This window comes from Halobacterium salinarum DSM 3754 (assembly GCF_008124605.1).
GTDB classification, from domain to species: domain Archaea; phylum Halobacteriota; class Halobacteria; order Halobacteriales; family Halobacteriaceae; genus Halobacterium; species Halobacterium salinarum.
In genome coordinates this window covers 579,053-595,840 of sequence record NZ_VRYN01000001.1, presented here as the reverse complement: position 1 = coordinate 595,840, position 16,788 = coordinate 579,053, and the positions used below count along the sequence as shown (strand labels likewise).

At 69.5% G+C, this 16,788-nt stretch carries 19 protein-coding genes; 12 read left to right on the top strand and 7 right to left on the bottom strand.

The genetic code is table 11. From position 1 onward, the window contains the following. Positions 1–87: 87 nt before the first annotated feature. Positions 88–936, top strand: coding sequence for an ATP phosphoribosyltransferase (gene hisG, locus APQ99_RS03165; RefSeq protein WP_136361584.1), 849 nt, complete (start codon positions 88–90; stop codon positions 934–936). Between the two features lie 2 nt (positions 937–938). On the opposite strand, the gene APQ99_RS03160 is transcribed toward hisG, so the two are convergent. The 3 genes from APQ99_RS03160 to APQ99_RS03150 form a co-directional block, all read right to left on the bottom strand. Beyond that, complete coding sequence (locus tag APQ99_RS03160; RefSeq protein WP_227970889.1) at positions 939–1,307, bottom strand: hypothetical protein; 369 nt, start codon at positions 1,305–1,307, stop codon at positions 939–941. 61 nt (positions 1,308–1,368) lie between these two features. Continuing rightward, complete coding sequence (locus APQ99_RS03155) at positions 1,369–1,734, bottom strand: DUF7473 family protein (protein WP_136361583.1); 366 nt, start codon at positions 1,732–1,734, stop codon at positions 1,369–1,371. A 6-nt stretch (positions 1,735–1,740) separates the two neighbouring features. Further along, a complete protein-coding gene (locus APQ99_RS03150) occupies positions 1,741–2,301 on the bottom strand; it encodes a TATA-box-binding protein (protein WP_010903666.1) in 561 nt (186 codons plus the stop codon). A 114-nt stretch (positions 2,302–2,415) separates the two neighbouring features. Here APQ99_RS03150 and APQ99_RS03145 point away from each other — a divergent pair, with 114 nt between their 5' ends. Next, complete coding sequence (locus APQ99_RS03145) at positions 2,416–3,384, top strand: TIGR01177 family methyltransferase (RefSeq protein WP_136361582.1); 969 nt, start codon at positions 2,416–2,418, stop codon at positions 3,382–3,384. Here APQ99_RS03145 and APQ99_RS03140 read toward each other — a convergent pair whose 3' ends face one another. Both APQ99_RS03140 and APQ99_RS03135 read right to left on the bottom strand, forming a co-directional pair. Further along, positions 3,385–3,735: a hypothetical protein gene (locus APQ99_RS03140; RefSeq protein ID WP_136361581.1), complete on the bottom strand. Its 351-nt coding sequence runs from the start codon at positions 3,733–3,735 to the stop codon at positions 3,385–3,387. Between the two features lie 31 nt (positions 3,736–3,766). Next, positions 3,767–4,771, bottom strand: a complete 1,005-nt coding sequence (locus APQ99_RS03135) for an AAA family ATPase (RefSeq protein WP_136361580.1) — start codon at positions 4,769–4,771, stop codon at positions 3,767–3,769. A 102-nt stretch (positions 4,772–4,873) separates the two neighbouring features. On the opposite strand from APQ99_RS03135, the gene rnz reads away from it, so the two are divergent. Together rnz and APQ99_RS03125 are read left to right on the top strand one after the other, a co-directional pair. Continuing rightward, a complete protein-coding gene (gene rnz, locus APQ99_RS03130) occupies positions 4,874–5,800 on the top strand; it encodes a ribonuclease Z (protein WP_010903662.1) in 927 nt (308 codons plus the stop codon). 45 nt (positions 5,801–5,845) lie between these two features. Continuing rightward, the gene (locus tag APQ99_RS03125; protein WP_168731192.1) at positions 5,846–7,813 is read left to right on the top strand and encodes a DUF460 domain-containing protein; all 1,968 of its coding nucleotides are present in this window, start codon (positions 5,846–5,848) and stop codon (positions 7,811–7,813) included. A 36-nt stretch (positions 7,814–7,849) separates the two neighbouring features. Here the strand turns inward: APQ99_RS03125 and APQ99_RS03120 are convergent, their stop codons facing one another. After that, positions 7,850–8,803, bottom strand: coding sequence for a phosphotransferase enzyme family protein (locus APQ99_RS03120; RefSeq protein ID WP_168731191.1), 954 nt, complete (start codon positions 8,801–8,803; stop codon positions 7,850–7,852). 130 nt (positions 8,804–8,933) lie between these two features. Between APQ99_RS03120 and APQ99_RS03115 the strand changes: the two genes are divergently transcribed. Further along, positions 8,934–9,917, top strand: coding sequence for a tyrosine--tRNA ligase (locus tag APQ99_RS03115; protein WP_136361577.1), 984 nt, complete (start codon positions 8,934–8,936; stop codon positions 9,915–9,917). A 381-nt stretch (positions 9,918–10,298) separates the two neighbouring features. Further along, on the top strand, positions 10,299–10,889 hold the full coding sequence (locus APQ99_RS03110) for a hypothetical protein (protein WP_136361576.1): 591 nt from the start codon (positions 10,299–10,301) through the stop codon (positions 10,887–10,889). A 100-nt stretch (positions 10,890–10,989) separates the two neighbouring features. Here the strand turns inward: APQ99_RS03110 and APQ99_RS03105 are convergent, their stop codons facing one another. Next, a complete protein-coding gene (locus tag APQ99_RS03105) occupies positions 10,990–11,169 on the bottom strand; it encodes a DUF7470 family protein (RefSeq protein ID WP_136361575.1) in 180 nt (59 codons plus the stop codon). A 98-nt stretch (positions 11,170–11,267) separates the two neighbouring features. Here APQ99_RS03105 and eif1A point away from each other — a divergent pair, with 98 nt between their 5' ends. The 6 genes from eif1A to APQ99_RS03075 all read left to right on the top strand — a co-directional run bounded on the left by eif1A (position 11,268) and on the right by APQ99_RS03075 (position 16,755). Next, positions 11,268–11,555, top strand: coding sequence for a translation initiation factor eIF-1A (gene eif1A / locus APQ99_RS03100; RefSeq protein WP_010903658.1), 288 nt, complete (start codon positions 11,268–11,270; stop codon positions 11,553–11,555). Between the two features lie 16 nt (positions 11,556–11,571). Further along, entirely contained in the window at positions 11,572–12,507 is a 936-nt protein-coding gene (gene rio1, locus APQ99_RS03095; RefSeq protein ID WP_136361574.1) for a serine/threonine-protein kinase Rio1, read from the top strand. A 216-nt stretch (positions 12,508–12,723) separates the two neighbouring features. Then, positions 12,724–13,866 carry a tryptophan--tRNA ligase gene (locus APQ99_RS03090; RefSeq protein ID WP_136361573.1) on the top strand — a complete coding sequence of 381 codons (1,143 nt, stop codon included), beginning with the start codon at positions 12,724–12,726 and terminating at the stop codon, positions 13,864–13,866. Between the two features lie 80 nt (positions 13,867–13,946). Then, positions 13,947–15,290: an MFS transporter gene (locus APQ99_RS03085; protein ID WP_010903655.1), complete on the top strand. Its 1,344-nt coding sequence runs from the start codon at positions 13,947–13,949 to the stop codon at positions 15,288–15,290. A 37-nt stretch (positions 15,291–15,327) separates the two neighbouring features. Then, on the top strand, positions 15,328–16,158 hold the full coding sequence (locus APQ99_RS03080; RefSeq protein WP_010903654.1) for an ArsR/SmtB family transcription factor: 831 nt from the start codon (positions 15,328–15,330) through the stop codon (positions 16,156–16,158). A 45-nt stretch (positions 16,159–16,203) separates the two neighbouring features. Beyond that, the gene (locus APQ99_RS03075) at positions 16,204–16,755 is read left to right on the top strand and encodes a KH domain-containing protein (protein WP_010903653.1); all 552 of its coding nucleotides are present in this window, start codon (positions 16,204–16,206) and stop codon (positions 16,753–16,755) included. The last annotated feature ends 33 nt before the right edge of the window (positions 16,756–16,788 follow it).

Here is a 16,788-nt window from a genome sequence, read left to right as displayed (position 1 = left end):
CCCTCCGGTGGGACGCCCGCGTGCTTCAAACCCCGCCCCGTCGCCGCCACCCAAAGCTAGTTCCGCACCCCCGGTGAACCGGCTGGCATGCGCATCGCCGTTCCGAACAAGGGACGCCTCCACGACCCGACCCTGGCGCTGCTCGACCGCGCCGGCATCGGCGTCGAAGACGGCGCCGACCGCCAACTGTACGCCGACACCGTCGACCCGGCGCTCACGGTGCTGTACGCGCGCGCCGCCGACATCCCCGAGTACGTCGCCGACGGCGCGGCGGACGCGGGGATCACGGGCCACGACCAACTCCGGGAGTCCGGCGTCGACTGCGTCGAGGAGCGCCTCGATCTCAACTACGGGTCGTGTCGACTGGTGCTTGCCGCCCCCGAGGACGGCGACGTCACCGCCCCCGCCGACCTCGACGGGGCGACCGTCGCCACCGAGTTCCCGACGATCACCCGCGCGTACTTCGCGGACACCACCGCCACCCCGGAGATCGTGGAGGTGACCGGCGCGACCGAACTCACGCCCCACGTCGAGATGGCCGACGCCATCGTCGACATCACGTCCACGGGCACGACGCTCCGCGTCAACCGCCTCCAGGTCGTCGACGAGGTGTTGTCCTCGTCAGTGCGGCTGTTCGCCCACGAGGACGTCCACGACGACCCCAAAGTCCAGCAGGTCGAAACCGCGCTCCGATCCGTGCTCGACGCCCACGGGAAGCGCTACGTGATGCTGAACGCGCCCGCCGACCGCCTCGACGACGTGAAGGCAGTGCTGCCGGGGCTTGGCGGCCCGACGGTGCTCGATGTCGACGAACCGGGGACGGTTGCGGTGCACGCCGTCGTCCCCGAGCGCGACGTCTTCGAGGCGATCTCGGAGCTCAAAGCCGTCGGCGCGTCCGGCATCCTCGTCACCGAAATCGAACGCCTCGTGGACTGACCTCACTCCTCCGCGCCGGCCACCTGGCGGGTCGCGCGGACCACGAGTCGGACCGCCGTCCCGCCGGCGGGGTAGGCCATCGTGCCCACGACGCCCGCGGCCGCAAGCCCGATCGCCGCGATCCGCATCTCCCCGATGGTGGTCGTGGCCAGGGAAACGGCGGCCCCGCCGGCCGGCGCGAGCCACCGGTCGGCAAGCGACGCTGGCCGACCCAGCATGTAGTAGGCCGCCAGCGACACCACGGCACCGAGGCCGAACACCGCAGCAACGTCCGGCCCCGGCCGGTGGACGTAGGTGGCGGCGTACGCGAGCACCGCCGCGCCGAGCGCCATCACGCTGGCGCGCAGTGCGCGCTGGTCGTACTCGTCCATGCGCGTCACTGCACGGCCCATGGGTAAAAATCGCGGTGCGCGTTCTCTCCGGCTGCGACCGTCAGCCGGGCGCCGTCGACAACACCGCCAGCAGGTTCGCAACCAGCAACACCACCGCCAGCGACACGGTGTAATGCATCACCACGACGAACACCGTCGTCCGGTAGCGAACCCGGTATACGGCGCGCACGGCGGCAGCGTCGGCAGCCAGCCCGACGGCGACGATGAGCAGCGGGTTGAACCGCACGAGCACGAGCGTCACCACGGCTGGCGCGACGCCGACGAGGAAGCCACGCTTCCAGGGGACGTCCCCGAGGATGTACGTCGCGGCCGCGTGGGCCGTGAACCCGAACAGCAGCCAGCCACCGACGAACGTGGCGAGATACTGCAGCGGCGTGCCCGCGACCGGTTCGACGGTCGCCACCATGCCCGCCTAGTCGAGGAGCCCCAGCTCCTCGAGCCGGGACGTGATCTTGTCGACGGCGTGCTCGGCGTCCTTTGGCTCTTTGCCGCCGGTGATGACGAGCTTCCCGGAGCCGAACAGCAGCGCCACGACCTCGGGGTCGTCCAGACGGTAGACGAGCCCGGGGAACTGCTCGGGCTCGTACTCGATGTTTTCGAGGCCCAGCCCGATGGCGATGGCGTTGAGGTTCAGCTGGCGGCCGAGGTCAGCGGACGTGACGATGTTCTGGACGACGATCTCGGGGTCGTCTTCGACCTTGATCGAGAGCTCGCGGAGCTTGTCGAAGACGATGCGGAGGCTCTCGTGTACGTCGTCGGTTGATTTCGCGCCCGTGCAGACGATCTTGCCCGAGCGGAAGATGAGTGCGGCGCTTTTCGGGTCCTGCGTGCGGTAGACCAGGCCGGGGAACTGCTCGGGGTCGTAGTCAGCGCCCTCGAGGTCCATCGCCACGCTCTGGAGATCGAGCTCCTGCCCGATGCCGGTGGAGGCGACCACGTTTTCAATGTTGATGGTTTCCTTGGGGTCGGTCATCGTTCGACTTAAACCACGTATTTAACCTTTATAAAGATTGGTAGTCCGGGGAGTGGTGCCTCAAATACCCAGCGTCACCGGCAGCCTGATTGCCGGCGGGCGTCCAGGTCGTGCGTGTTCGTGCTCGAACTCGGCGGGGACGACGCCGACGCGTTCGCCGCCGCCGAAGCCCGCACTGCAGCCCCCGACGCCACCGTGGTCGCGCCCGGTGTCGCCACCGCCAGCAGCCTCGACACCGACGCGCTAGCCGGGTTAGCGTACACGCACCGCGCCGCCGACCACCTCACAACCGCCGCCGCCACCGTCCCCGCGGCCGTCGCCGCGCTCCGGGACGCGCCCCTCGACCGCACGGGGTCGGTCGCCGTGCGCGCCCGCGACGTGCGCCACACGACCGGCGTGGACACCCAGCGCGCCGAACGCGACCTCGGCGCCGTCCTCGTGGACGCCGGCTTCGACGTGGACCTCGACGCCCCCGACCACGAACTGCGCGCGCTGTTCACCGCCGACGACTGCTTTCTGGGGTGGCACGTCGCCGACTCCGTCCGCGACTACGGCACCCGCAAACCCACCGACCGCCCGTTCTTCCAGCCGGGCAGCATGGACCCGCTGTTGGCGCGCGCGGCCTGCAACCTCGCCCGCGTCACCCCCGGCGACCGCGTCCTCGATCCGATGTGTGGTACCGGCGGCGTGCTCATCGAAGCCGGGCTGCTCGGCGCACACCCCATCGGCACGGACGCCCAGGCGAAAATGGCGGCGGGCGCGCGCCGCAACCTCACCCACTACGTCGATGACGCCACCACGGGGCGTGCCGACGCCACCGCGCTGCCGTTGCCCCCCGACAGCATCGACGCCGCCGTCCTCGACGCCCCCTACGGCCGCCAGTCGAAGATCGCCACCCACGACCTCGCCGACCTGGTTGGGGGGGCACTCGACGAGCTCGCCCGCGTCACCGCCGGCCGGTGCGTGCTCGTCGCCGACCGCGACTGGCGCGCCGAAGCCACCGCCGCGGGCTGGACCGTCGACGCACGCTTCCAGCGCCGCGTCCACCGGTCGCTCGTCCGCCACGTCCTCGTGTTGGCGTAGTCACGACCGGTAGTGGTCGACGAGCCCGACGACCGCCAGCGACCCGATGACCGCGATCAGTGCCCACACCCGGTTGGCACCGACCGGGCGGACGTTCAGGGCGGCCATCACCGCCGACGCCACCAGGTATCCGAACAGGCTGGTGAACCAGACGGTCGCGTACTCGACCGGCGCCCGCCCGACAGCCACCCACCATCCGATCACGAAGCCGGGTGCGAGCTGCGCCACCGTCTCCCACCACGGCGTCGCCGGGCCGGTCACCACCCACAGCACCAGCGACGCGGGCAGCGACACCATCAACATCGACCCGACAACGATGCCGGCGCGCTCGAAGTACTCCGCAAGCTCCATGCTCTGACCGAACCCGCATCCAGATAAAAGCCTACCGGCCAAGCTCCGCGAGCAGCCGCCCGAGCTGCACGCGGTCGCTGGTGCCACGCGTGAGATCGAACTCCACGTCGCCCGCAAGCGCGTACAGCTCCGCCACGTCGTCGCCGGAATACCGCGAGCGCGCGACCTCCAGCAGGTCATCGAGCACCTCGCCGCCGCTCATCCCCTCGTCCACCAGCAGGTCGTCCAGCGTCGACCGTGCGTCGGTGAACGCGCCGGCCTCGGCGTCGTCGAGCATCGACTCCACGGCGGCGTCGCTGCCGACGTCCTGCAGCGCCTCGTAGGCGGCGTTCATCGTCACCTCGCCCTCCTGCTCGGCGGTCGTCTGCGCGCCCAACACGGCCTCCCGGAGGTCGCCCTCCGCGTACCCCGCGACGAACTCCAGGCCGTCCGGCTCGTAGTCGACGCCCTCGGCGGCCACGATCTCCCGGAGCACGTCGACGACCTCGTCGTCGGTCGGCGCGCGCACTGAGACGGGGAAACACCGCGAGTGAATCGGCGGGATCAGCTTCGACGGCTGGCGGGTCGCGATGATGAACTGCGTGGCCTCGTGGTGGCGCTCCATCACCCGCCGCAGCGCCTGCTGGAAGTCCTCCCGGATGGCCTCGGCGTTGTCCAGCAGGATGGTGTTGTAGCCGCCCGAAACCGGCGAGTAGCTCGCGGTCTCTTTCAGGACGTGGTTCACGAGGTCGGCCTTCGAGGAGTTCCGGCGGCGCTTGGCGTCGATGAACGACGCGAACCGGGGGTCCTCGCTGATCTCCGTTTTCGTCATCCCGAAGACGTCCGCGACGTTCACCTCCACGAGATCCGTCTCCGGATCGTCGTGGGCGGCCGCTGCGAGCGCGCGAACGGCGGCGGTCTTCCCCGCGCCCGACGGCCCGTACACCACGAGGTTCACGGGTTCGTCGACGGCGTCCCGGAGCCGGTCGCGCACGCTCGCCTGCGGGAGGTCGGCCAGCGACGGCGCGTGCTCGTCGATCCACAGCGGCTCGTCCATTGCTACCCGCTGCTACCCGCCACGGGACAAAGAAAGGGCCGGTCGCCGGTGCGCCTCCACCGCATCGGTGAGGTTTTGCGCGCGGCCCGCCCAGGTTCGGGCATGACTCTGGAGGTCACCTTCCTCGGGACGAGTGGCGCCGTCCCCACGACCGAACGCAACCCCAGTTCCGTGTTCGTGCGCCGCAACGGCGACGCGTTCCTCTTCGACGCCGGCGAAGCCACGCAGCGCCAGATGATGCGGTACAAGACCGGGTTTGGGGTTTCCGACGTGTTCATCACGCACGGCCACGGCGACCACGTCTTCGGGCTGCCGGGGCTCGTTCACACCTGGGACTTCAACGACCGCACGGACCCCCTGACGATCCACGTGCCACGCGGCCTGCGCGGCGACATCGAGGACCTCGTGTTCTCGGCCGGCGGCGACGTCGGCTATCCGGTCCGGATCACCGAGGCCACCCCCGGCGCGGTCGTGCGCTCCCACGACGACTACGAGGTGCGGGCGTTCGAGACGGCGCACAGCACCGCCTCCGTCGGGTACGCGCTCGTGGAGGACGACCGGACGGGTCGCTTCGACCGGGCGCGCGCCGAGGAACTCGGCGTCCCGGTCGGCCCCAAGTTCTCGACGCTCCACGACGGCCAGCCGGTCGAACTCGACGACGGCACCGTTGTCAGCCCCGAGCAGGTCGTGGGCGACCCGCGGCCGGGCCGCACACTCGTCTACACGGGTGACACCCGGCCCCACGACCCCGTGGTGTCGGCCGCCGAAGACGCGGACCTCCTGATCCACGACGCGACGTTCGCCAACGACGCCAGCGAGCGCGCCGCCGAGACGGGGCACTCGACGGCCGGCGAGGCCGCGGATGTAGCGACGGAGGCGGGCGCAAAGGCGCTCGCGCTCACGCACGTCTCCTCGCGGTACGCGGGCGACGCCAGCGAAATCAGTGCGGGCGCGTCGGGCTTCGACGGGGAGGCGTTCGTCGCCCACGACGGCCTGACCCACGAAATCCCGTTCCCGGACGCCGACTGACCGCGCCGCCGTGCACTTATGCGTGCTCACGTCGTACGTTCGGGCGTGAGTACACGCACGAGCGCCCTCGACGCTCTCGTGTTCGGCGTCGACGTGCAAAGCGGTGACGTGCGCGGTGACGCGCCCTCCTACGCGCTTGTGAGCTTTGACGGTGAGACCGTCGAGCGCGACGTTGTCACGCGCCGGAAGCTGTTGCGGTTGGTGGCCGACCGCGAGCCCGCCATCGTCGCCACCGACAACATGTACGAGCTCGCCGCCGACAAGGACCAACTCGTCCACCTGCTGCGGCGGCTGCCCGACTCCACCACGCTCGTGCAGGTGACCGGCGACGAACGCCCCGAACCCCTCTCCAGGGTGGCCAAACGCCACGGCGTCCCGTACGGCAAACCCGCGATGGAGGAAGCGGAGGCCGCCGCCCGACTGGCCGCCCACAACGTCGGCTACGAGGTGTCGGCGTTCACCGACGAAACCGAGCTCAAGGTCGCCCGCGGGCGGTCCACGGGTGGCGGTGGTGGGTGGAGCGCGGATCGCTTCACGCGGCGCATCCACGGCTCGGTCAAGCGGGAAACCCGCACCGTCGAATCAGCGCTCGACGACGCCGGCCTCGACTACGACCGGGAGGTCACCGAGAAGTACGGCGGCTACGCCAACGCCGTGTTCACGGTGCAGGCGCGCCCCGAGAACATCCCCGTGAGCGAGCACCGCGCCGGCGACACCCGGGTGGAAGTTGAGCCCGTGCGCCGCGACGGCATCGAGTTCCGGCCGCTGGCGCGCCGCCGGGACCGCGTGCTCGTCGGCATCGACCCGGGGACCACGACGGCCGTCGCGCTCGTTGGATTGGACGGCCACGTGCTCGACGTGATGAGCACGCGCACCGCCGACACCGGCGATGTCATCGAGTGGATCATCGAGCACGGCCGCCCGGCGCTGGTGGCCGCCGACGTCACGCCGATGCCCGACACCGTCGAGAAGATCGCGGCCAGCTTCGACGCACCGACGTGGGACCCGGACACCGACCTCCCGGTCGACGAGAAACAACACCGCACCCGCGAGGAGGGCTACGACGACGACCACCAGCGGGACGCGATGGCGGCCGCGCTGTACGCCTACGACCACTACCGAGAAACCATCGAGCGCGCCACCCGGGAGACGCCGCCGACCCTCGACGAGGGCGACGTGGCAGCGCGGGTGCTCGACGGGGAACCGCTTCAGGCCGTCCTCTCGGACCTCGAAGAGACCGACGACCCCGAACCCGACGAGCCCACCCACGACCCCCGCGAGCTCACCGACGACGAGCGCCGCATCAAAGACCTCGAAGCACAGGTCGAGCGCCTGCAGGCCCACGTCTCCGATCTCGACGCCGAACTCGACGCGAAAGAGGCCACGATCGAGGAGTACGAGGACGAGCTCTCGGAGGCCCGCCGCGAGGAACGTCAGGAAGCCCGCGAGCGCCGCGAAGTCACCCAACTGGAGTGGGAGAACGACCGACTGGAGACCGAACTCGAAGAGCAGCGCGAGCGCGCTGACAGCCTCGAAGCCAAACTGGAGCGCCTGAAGGACCTCTGGAAGCTCGACCACTCGAACCTCGGCGACGTCGGCGGCGAGGGCCGCGATCTCGTCGCCGTCAAGCCCGTCGACCAGTTCACGGTCGACGCCATCGAGACGGCCGACGACGAGTACGGCATCGCTGCCGGCGACGTGGTCTACCTCCGGGATGCCTCCGGCGCGGGCCGCCGCACCGCCGAACTCCTCGCCGGCTTCGACCCCCGCGTCGTCCTGCGGTCGGGCGGCCTCTCTGACGCCGCCGACGAGGTGCTGTTCGACCACGAGATTCCCGTCGGCCCCGCCGACGGCGTCACCATCCGCGAAGTCGACGAACTCGCCATCGCCAACGAGTCCGAAGTGGAGTCCGTCGTCGAGGACTGGAAGCAGCGGAAGGCCGAGCGTGAACGCGAGCAGAAGGAGACAATGGTCGACTCCATTATCTCCGAACACCGCGCGGATAGGGACTGACTGTCTCGGCTCGACCGCAACGCTCCGCTCACAGACTCACTGCCTGCCTAGTTCTCGGCTCGCCCGTCCAACCGCGTTCTGGAGGCGTTCGGCGTAGAAATCCCGCTCGTACGCGGATAGCTCGTCGAGCGCGAGCATGCCCGCGACGAGTCGAGCGAGCGTCGCCGCCCGGTACAGCGGCTCGCAGCGGTCGAAAGACCCGGCGACCGGCCGCACCGCCCGGTACCCCTCGTAGAATGTCTCCCTGACGCACCAGTCGGCGGTCGGGTCGTGCATCCAAAACGCGTTCGCGGCCGCCGCGAGGTCCCACTCGGCGCGGCCGGCGCGGGCGCGGTCGAAGTCCAGCACCCCGACCACCTCGTCGTCACTGAACAGCACGTTGTCCGGTGAGAAGTCGCCGTGGCAGAGCACCGGGTCGAACGACTCCGGGAGGCGGTCGGCGAACTGGTCGAGGACGCGCTCCAGTCCGGCGGCAATCGACCCCAGACCGGCGTCTCTGAGGTGCCCTGCGCTCTCCGAAACCTCGCGCTGGGCCCACTCGCGGAACGCTGCGTCGCCGCACGCTCGGACGGACAGCTCGCTTCCCTCTCCCACCAGCGCGCCGGCGGTGTCGAACGCGGCGTGGTCGTGAATCGTCGCGAGGTACCCGGCCGCGTTCCGCGTGCGCGCCGGGGAAACGTCCCGCTCGCCGCTCGTCCCCGGGAGCTTCTCGACGAGCACGTACCGCCGGCCGTCGAACTCGGCGACGCGCTCGCTGACCACTCGCGGGACCGGAATATCGGTCTCCCGGAGTGCGACGTACCAGTGGAGTCCACGGGCGAGCGAGTCCACGTCTCGCCCGTCTTCGGACGCCGCGAACTGGAGCACGTAGCCTCGACTGTCGACCGTGAGGACGTACGTCTCGTGCTGGAGGCCTTCGGCGACCGGCGCGACGGCGTCTGGCGGTGCGCCGAGGTCGCGTTCCGCAATCGCGGCGACCGTGTCGTTCATCGGTCGTGGTTCGGCGACTGCCCTGTTACGGCTTTCGGGGGCTCGGTCCACTGCCGTGTCGGGACTCGTCCGTTCGAACCGTTCACAGACTTCCGCACCGCTTAACCCCGCGGCCCGAGTCTCCGAGCGTATGAACGCGTACGAGCGCATCACTCGGAACACGGCGGAGGTCGTGACCGAGGAAGAGGTGCGGGAACTGGCCGAGGACCCCGAGGGCAAGCGGGTGTACGTCGGCTACGAGCCCTCCGGCGTGCTCCACCTCGGACACCTGCTGACGGCGAACAAGCTGATCGACCTGCAGGAAGCGGGGATGGAGGTCGTGGTGCTGCTGGCGGACGTCCACGCCTACCTCAACGACAAGGGGAGCTTCGAGGAGATCCGGGCGACCGCCGACCAGATGAAAGCACAGTTCCTCGCGTACGGCCTCGACGAGGATCAGACCGAGTTCGTCCTCGGGTCGTCGTTCCAGCTCGACGAGGACTACGAACTCGACCTGCACGCGATGCAGGTCGAGACCTCGCTCAAGCGCGCGCAGCGCGCGATGGCCGAGATTCAGAGCGGGGAGACGCCGAAGGTCAGCCACGTCGTCTACCCGCTGATGCAGGCGTTGGACATCGAGTACCTCGATTTGGACCTCGCCATCGGCGGGATGGACCAGCGGAAGGTCCACATGCTCGCTCGCGAGGAACTGCCGAGCGTCGGTTACGAGAAGCGCCCGGTGTTGCACACGCCCATCATCGGCGACCTCGGAACTGGCGACGGGAAGATGTCCTCCAGCGAGGGCGTCACCATCTCGATGGAGGATTCCACGGCGGACATCGAGGAGAAGGTCACCGGGGCGTTCTGCCCCCAGACCCGCGACCCCGAGGGCGAGACGGTCAACCCGGTGCTGGAGCTGTTCCAGTACCACGTCTTCCCGCGGTTCGACGAGGTCGTCGTACAGCGCCCCGACGAGTACGGCGGCGACCTCGTCTACGAGGCCTACGAGGACCTCGCCGACGACCTGGAGTCGGGGGAGCTCCACCCCGCGGACGCGAAGGGCGCGCTCGCCGCCGCCCTGGACGAACTCATCGAGCCAGGGCGGCAGCGGCTCCGAGAGATCCGCGGCGAGTAACGACGCCACCGGGGGTGCCGAGACGGCGCTCCGCGTGGCGCTGGACGAGCACGGCAAGGCGGCCGGGACGGAGCGGGTCGCCACCGCAGATCTGTCCGCGAAATCGGAAAAAGACATTTGTACACATGCCGAGTATTATGATGTACAGAAACTCCCGTAATTAAATCGGTAATTTTTTCTAACAGTTCCGTGTAGCTGCTGCTCCGGCTCCAAGCCGAGCGGATTCGAGTGCGGCGAGGGGCGACCGTCACCGTGGTCGCTCCAGACGGCGACGACGATTGCACTGTCAACTCCCGATCACCTCGCTGCCGTCCGAGCACCGCCGCTCGACCCACGGACGACCCGCCACACCGCTGGCGACTCCGGAGGCTCCGACCACCCATGCCAGGCTCAGACTCACCCGTCCACGTCGACTCGCTGTCCGACCCCGCATCGCTGCTCGACCACCCCGACCTCGCTGTCGAGACGCACACCGAACCGATCGACGCTGCCGACTTCGACGCCGCCGAGGCGTGGACCGACCACGTCGTCGTCGGCGTCGCGGACGACCGTGGCGTCCTCCTCCACGACGACGGCCACCACGGCTGGACGCCGCCCGCCTTCGAGATCGGTGACGACGAGGACGCCCTCGCCGTCGCCGACCGTGGGTTCGAGACGCTCACTGGAACAACGCTCTCCATCGACGGCGTCCTGCACGCCCGCCGGCGCACCTTCACCGTCGCCGACGACGGCGACGACCGCGAGACGGCGGTCTGGACCGTCCTCCTGTGGGCCACTTCCAACACCCGAATTCCGGACGACCCCGAGAGCGAGGCCGACGACGCCGACCTCGCGTGGCGCGACGCCGCGCCCAACGACGCCTCCGAGATCGTCGCAGCCGACATCGAACGCATCGCGGCCACGACGTCGACCAGCGCCGACCCGACCGAGTCACTCACCGACCCGGCCGCGTTCGCCGACGACTGCATGTGATTGCCGCGCGCTCGCGGTTCGCCGGCCGCGATCGGCGAGCGAGGGGCGCACTTCGTGTCCTGCCGCGGGCCTGCGTTCCCGCTGCGTGTTGTGGACGCGATTACGCCATCCCGAACACGCCCATGACGGACTGGATGGCGCCACGGGCGACGAGCGCGAGCCCGACGAGGACAGCCGTGAGGCCAGCCGCGACGACCGGCGCTTTCCACGCGACGACGGCGACGCCGACGACCATCAACATCAGTCCGAAGACTCCCGACAGCCCGAGTTTGTCGAACATATCGCAGGCACGCTCAGCGGCCGTAGTAAGCCTGCTGGTCGGCGGTCGAGTGCCGTGGAGTGGTGGGGTTTAAACAGTTCGCTGTTCAACCGCGGCGTATGAGCGACGACGGCGGCGGACGCAAGAACTTGCGAATGCCCGAGGACGACGAGGTGTTCGCGGAGGTCACGGACATGCTCGGCGCGAACCGCGTGCAGGTGCGGTGTGCGGACGGCGAGGAGCGGACGGCGCGCATCCCCGGCCGGATGCAAAAGCGCATCTGGATCCGCGAGGACGACATCGTGCTCGTGGAGCCCTGGGACTGGCAGGACGACAAGGCCGACGTGACGTGGCGCTACGAGAAAAGCGACGCCGACCAGCTCCGCGAGGAAGGGCACATCGAATGATTGCGGTGGACCGGCAGTGACCGACGACGAGTACGGATTGACCGAGGAGACGGCGGGCGCGCCCGGCGACGAGTTCGAGGAAATCGACGTCAGGGACACGGAAGCCGACAAGATCGCGCGCACGAAAGACCGCGAGTTCGCGGAGTTCCGCAAGCGCCTGAAGGACACCGAGCAGTTCAAGCTCGACGATGGGGCGTTCGACGACGCGACGTATGCGGCCATCTACAAGCTCGTCGAGGACGACCACATGGGCGCGATGGGGGGCCCCATTTCGACGGGCAAGGAGGCCAACGTCTACGAGGCGTTGGACGCCGAGGGCGGCGACGTGGCGCTGAAAGTGTATCGCATCAACGCGTCGAACTTCCAGCAGATGCGGGCGTACCTGGAGGGCGACCCGCGCTTCGAGGGGTTGCGCGGCGACAAGAAGGCGGTCGTGCTGTCCTGGACGCGCAAGGAGTTCTCGAACCTACGCCGCGCGAAGGCGGCCGGCGTGCGGGTGCCGGCGCCGCTGGCGGTCCAGCGCAACGTGCTGGTGATGGAGCTCATCGGCCGCGAGGGCGACGCCGCGCCGACGCTCAGCGACGTTGACATCGAGAACCCTCAGATGGCCTACGAGGTCGTCCGCGAGTACGTGCGGCGGCTGTACGACGCCGGCCTCGTGCACGGCGACCTCTCGGAGTACAACGTTGTGGTCTACGAGGGCGAACTGGTCGTCATCGACGTGGGCCAGGCGGTGACTATTCACCACCCCAACAGCGCGACCTTCCTCGAACGGGACTGCCGGAACGTCGCGAACTTCTTCGCGCGGCAGGGCGCGGACGCCGACCCCGACGACCTGCTGTCGTACGTCCACGAGCACGCGACCCCGCGCGCCGAGGCGGACACGGCGGCGGGCGACCGCGACGGCACCGAGGGGAGTCTCGACCGGGGCAGCGACGCCGACGACGCCTGAACGGACCGGACAGAAACTGTTTTGAACGTGGTCGCCGCACTCGCGCGTATGCAGTCTGCTCCCTGTGGCTGGCGCTGGCGCGTCCGGGGAGCGGACAGTTTCGCCGCCGCGGCCTGACGGGCGTCACCCGCTCGGGTCGGGGGCGTGGCTCACTCCGGTCCCGCCGTTCTCCCGTACTGCGCGTCGACCACCAGCCACGCACCCACACCAACACACATGACAGCCGACGGAAACGCCGTGACGCCGTACGCCGTCGAGAGCGACGACCTCGACTACGAGAAACTGCTCGCTCGCTTCGGCGCCGACGAACTGACCGACGACCAGCGCGCCCGGTTCCCCGACCACCCACTGGTGAACCGGGGGCTGTTCTACGCCGGCCGGGACGTCGACGACTTCCTGACGGCCGGTGAACAGTCCATCGTCACCGGCGTCGGGCCGTCGGGGCCGATGCACCTCGGGCACGCGATGGTGTTTTACTTCGCGAGACGCCTGCAGGACGAGTTCGGCGCCCGGGTCTACGTTCCGCTCTCCGACGACGAGAAGTACTGGTTCAAAGACCAGACGCCCGCGGAGACGGGCGACTATCTGCGAGCGAACCTCCGTGACCTGCTCGCGGTCGGGTTCGACCCCGAGTTGACGCGCATCGTCGTCGACACGCGGGACGCGGACGTGCTCTACCCGCTGGCGACCGCGTTCGCGGGGGACGTGCGGCACGCGACGCTCCAGAACGTCTATGGCGAGCCGGACAACGTCGGGCAGGCGTTCTACCCGGCCGTCCAGACCGCCCACCTCCTGCTCCCGCAGCTCGTCCACGGCGAACACGAGACGCTGGTCCCCATTGCCGTCGACCAGGACCCCCACGTGCGGGTGAGCCGGGATGTCGCTGCGAAAGCCCGCTACCCGGTCGGGAAGCCCGGGGCGCTCCTGATGCAGTTCCTGCCGTCGCTGGCGGGCCCCGGGAAGATGAGCAGTTCGGCGGGCGTCTCGATTCGTCTCACAGACAGCCCCGACACGGTCCGCGAGAAGGTTCGCACGCACGCCTACACCGGCGGCCGCGCGAGCGTCGAGGAACACCGGGCGAAGGGCGGCGTCCCCGCGGAGGACGTGCCCTTCCAGTACCTCTCGGCGTTCTTCGAGCCCGACGACGCCGAACTCGCGCGCATCGAGCGCGAGTACCGGGCCGGGGACCTGCTCTCCGGGGAGTTGAAAGACCTCGCCGCCGACCGCATCACCGAGTTCCTCGCGGCCCACCAGCGGCGGCGCGCGGCACTCGGCGATGTCACCGAGGCACTCGACGCGTTCCGGCTCACCGACGACGAGCGCCAGCGCGCCCGCGACGCGGTCGGGTTCGGGTACTGACAGAACCGAACTTCTGTCCCGAACCGGACAGAACCATCATTCTGGAATCACTTATGTCGACATCCGGCCTGTGACAGTGCATGCGCCACTTGCTCACCGACACGAACTTCCGTCGACTGTTCACCGGCCGCCTCGTCACGAACGCCGGGGACAGCCTCTACTACGTCGCCGCGATGTGGCTCGTCTGGGAGCTCACCCACGACCCATTCTACTCGGGGGTCGCCGGCTTCCTCACCATGGGGCCGAGCGCACTCCAGTTCCTCTTCGGACCGCTCGTCGACCGCTGGCCGCTCCGTCGCGTCCTCATTGGCACCCAGGCATTCCAAGCTGTGCTCGTGCTCGCCATCCCGCTGGCCGCCTACACCGGCCACCTCTCCGTATGGGTCGTGCTCGCGGTGATGCCGCTGCTCGCGCTCGCCAACCAGCTTGTCTATCCCGCGCAGAGCGCCGCCCTCCCGCGCATCGTCGACCAGGCGGACCTCGTGGACGCCAACTCCGCGTTCAGCCTCGCTTACCAAGGTGTTGACCTCGTGTTCAACGCCGCCGCTGGCGCTGTCGTCGCGCTCGCCGGTGCCGTCGCGCTGTACGCCGTCGACTCGCTCACGTTCGTCGCCGCCGCGCTCCTCTTCGCCGGCGTGCACATCCCGGTCGCCGCCGACGAGCAGCCGACCGCCGGCACCGACGGTGCGGGCGACCCGCCCGCTGACGTGGCCGCCACCGACGGCGGTGAGTCGTCGGCTGACGACGACGCGGCCACCGGGACCGTCGACGATGCAACCACTGGCACCGCTCCCGACGGATACCTCGCGGACCTCCGTGCTGGCCTCACCGTCCTCCGAGGGTCCTTCCTCGTGCTCGTGCTCGCCGGGGCCGCGGTCGTCAACTTCGCCTCCGGCGCGACCATGGCGTCGCTGCCCGCGTTCGCGGACACCGTCGGCGGCGCGGGCGCCTACGGCACCCTGATGGCGGGCTTCGCCGCCGGGAACCTCGGCGGCGCACTCGTCGCGTCGCGCCTCGACCACCTTCCGTTCGGGAAACTGAACGTCGCCGTGTTCGCGGTCAACGGCACACTCGTCGCCGCCGCCGCAGTCGCCGCCACCGCTGGCGCACCTCTCCTCGTCGTGGTTGCGCTGTTCGCCCTCGCGTTCATCCCCGTCGGCGTCGGAAACGTCCTCCTCTCGTCAGTCGTGCAGGCCGCCGTTCCCGAGTCCAAGCTCGGCCGCGTGTCCAGCCTGGTCGGGTCCGCCTCCCAGTTCGCCATCCCGTTCGGCACGCTCGCGGGCGGTGCCGTCGCGGGCGCGTTCGGTCCAGTCGCCGCCATCTACGTGCTCGCCGGCGCGGCGCTCCTGCTCGCCGCGTACTGGCTGGCCGTCCCCGCGCTCCGCACGCTCCCGCCAGTCGGCGACATCGACACGCTCGACTAGGCCCAAGCCTAAGTTTCCCCTCGCCGTCCACTCGGCCATGACCGACGACGCAGAGGCGGCCTTCTCGGCGGTCGCGGACGAACTCCGCGTGCGCATCCTCCGCGAGCTCTGGGACGCCGACGACCCACTCTCCTTTTCCGAACTGCGCGAGTGTGTCGATGTCCAGGACTCGGGGCGGTTCAACTACCACCTCGGCGAGCTCCGCGGACTGTTCGTGGAGCAGACCGAGGACGGCTACGACCTTCGGTTCGCCGGTCGGAAGCTCGTCGGCAGCCTGCACTCGGGAGTGTACACGGAGACCGGCGGCATGGTCGGCCCTCAGTCCGTCGACGGAACGTGTGTCCTCTGCGGCAGTGACCTCGAAGCCGTCTACGAGGACCAGGTCGGGAAGGTCGACTGCACGGACTGCGAGGTGACGATCATCCAGACCGGGGTCCCGCCGGCGTTCGTCGACGGTCGGGAGGACGACCTCGCGGCCGCCATCGACGGCTACGTGCGAACGACGTCCCGGTCGCTCCTCGACGGCTTCTGTCCGACCTGCAGCGGCCCGACGGCGGGTCATCTGGCGGAGAACGACTACGGCCCGCAGGCCGTCGTGAACTGCGAGCGCTGTGGCATTTCCTTCTCCGGGCTGGCGGCGTGGGTCGCCGTCGACCACCCCGCAGTGCTGTCGTTCTACGACGACCACGACCGGAGCGTGCGGGACACCGCGCTGTGGCACCTCGACTGGCTGGCGGACGCCGAGTGGGTCGACGGAGCGGCGGGCGACCGCGCGACCGTCGAGGTCAGACTCGACGACGAGCGCCTCCGGGTAACTGTCACCGACGACCTCGCCGTCACTGCCGTGGATCGGGCGCAGACCGACTGACGCAGGTGACGAAGGCTTTTACGCGAGCGACAAATAGACTGCAGCATGAAACACGTGAAGATTCCGACCGACCGGATCGGGGTGCTCATCGGCGACGGGGGCGAGACGCTGCGCCGCATCGAGGCCGCCGCCGAGGTCGACATCGATGTCGACTCCCAGGACGGTGCGGTCGCCATCGAGCGCACGGGCGACCCCGTGCGGGGGATGCAGGCACCGGAGATCGTGCAGGCCATCGGCCGCGGGTTCAAGCCCGACGAGGCGCTGACGCTGCTGGACGACGACATGCGGATGTTCGACACCATCGACATCGGGCGCGCCGCCCGCAACGACAACGACCTCCGCCGGAAGAAGGGCCGACTCATCGGGGAGAACGGCCGCACGCGGGAGTTGATGGAGGAACTCACCGGTGCGTCCGTTGTCATCTACGGGTCGACGTTCGGCGTCATCGGCCAGCCCTCCGAGGTTGACGTGGCGCGGTCGGCGGCGGAGATGCTGCTTGACGGGGCACCCCACGGGTCGGTGTACTCGTTCCTCGAACGCAAGCGCAGCGAGGAGCTGAAACAGCAGGGCATGGAGTACCACGAGTTCCCCGGGTAACGCCGCTTCGGAGCGTGTGGCGACGCCGGTGGT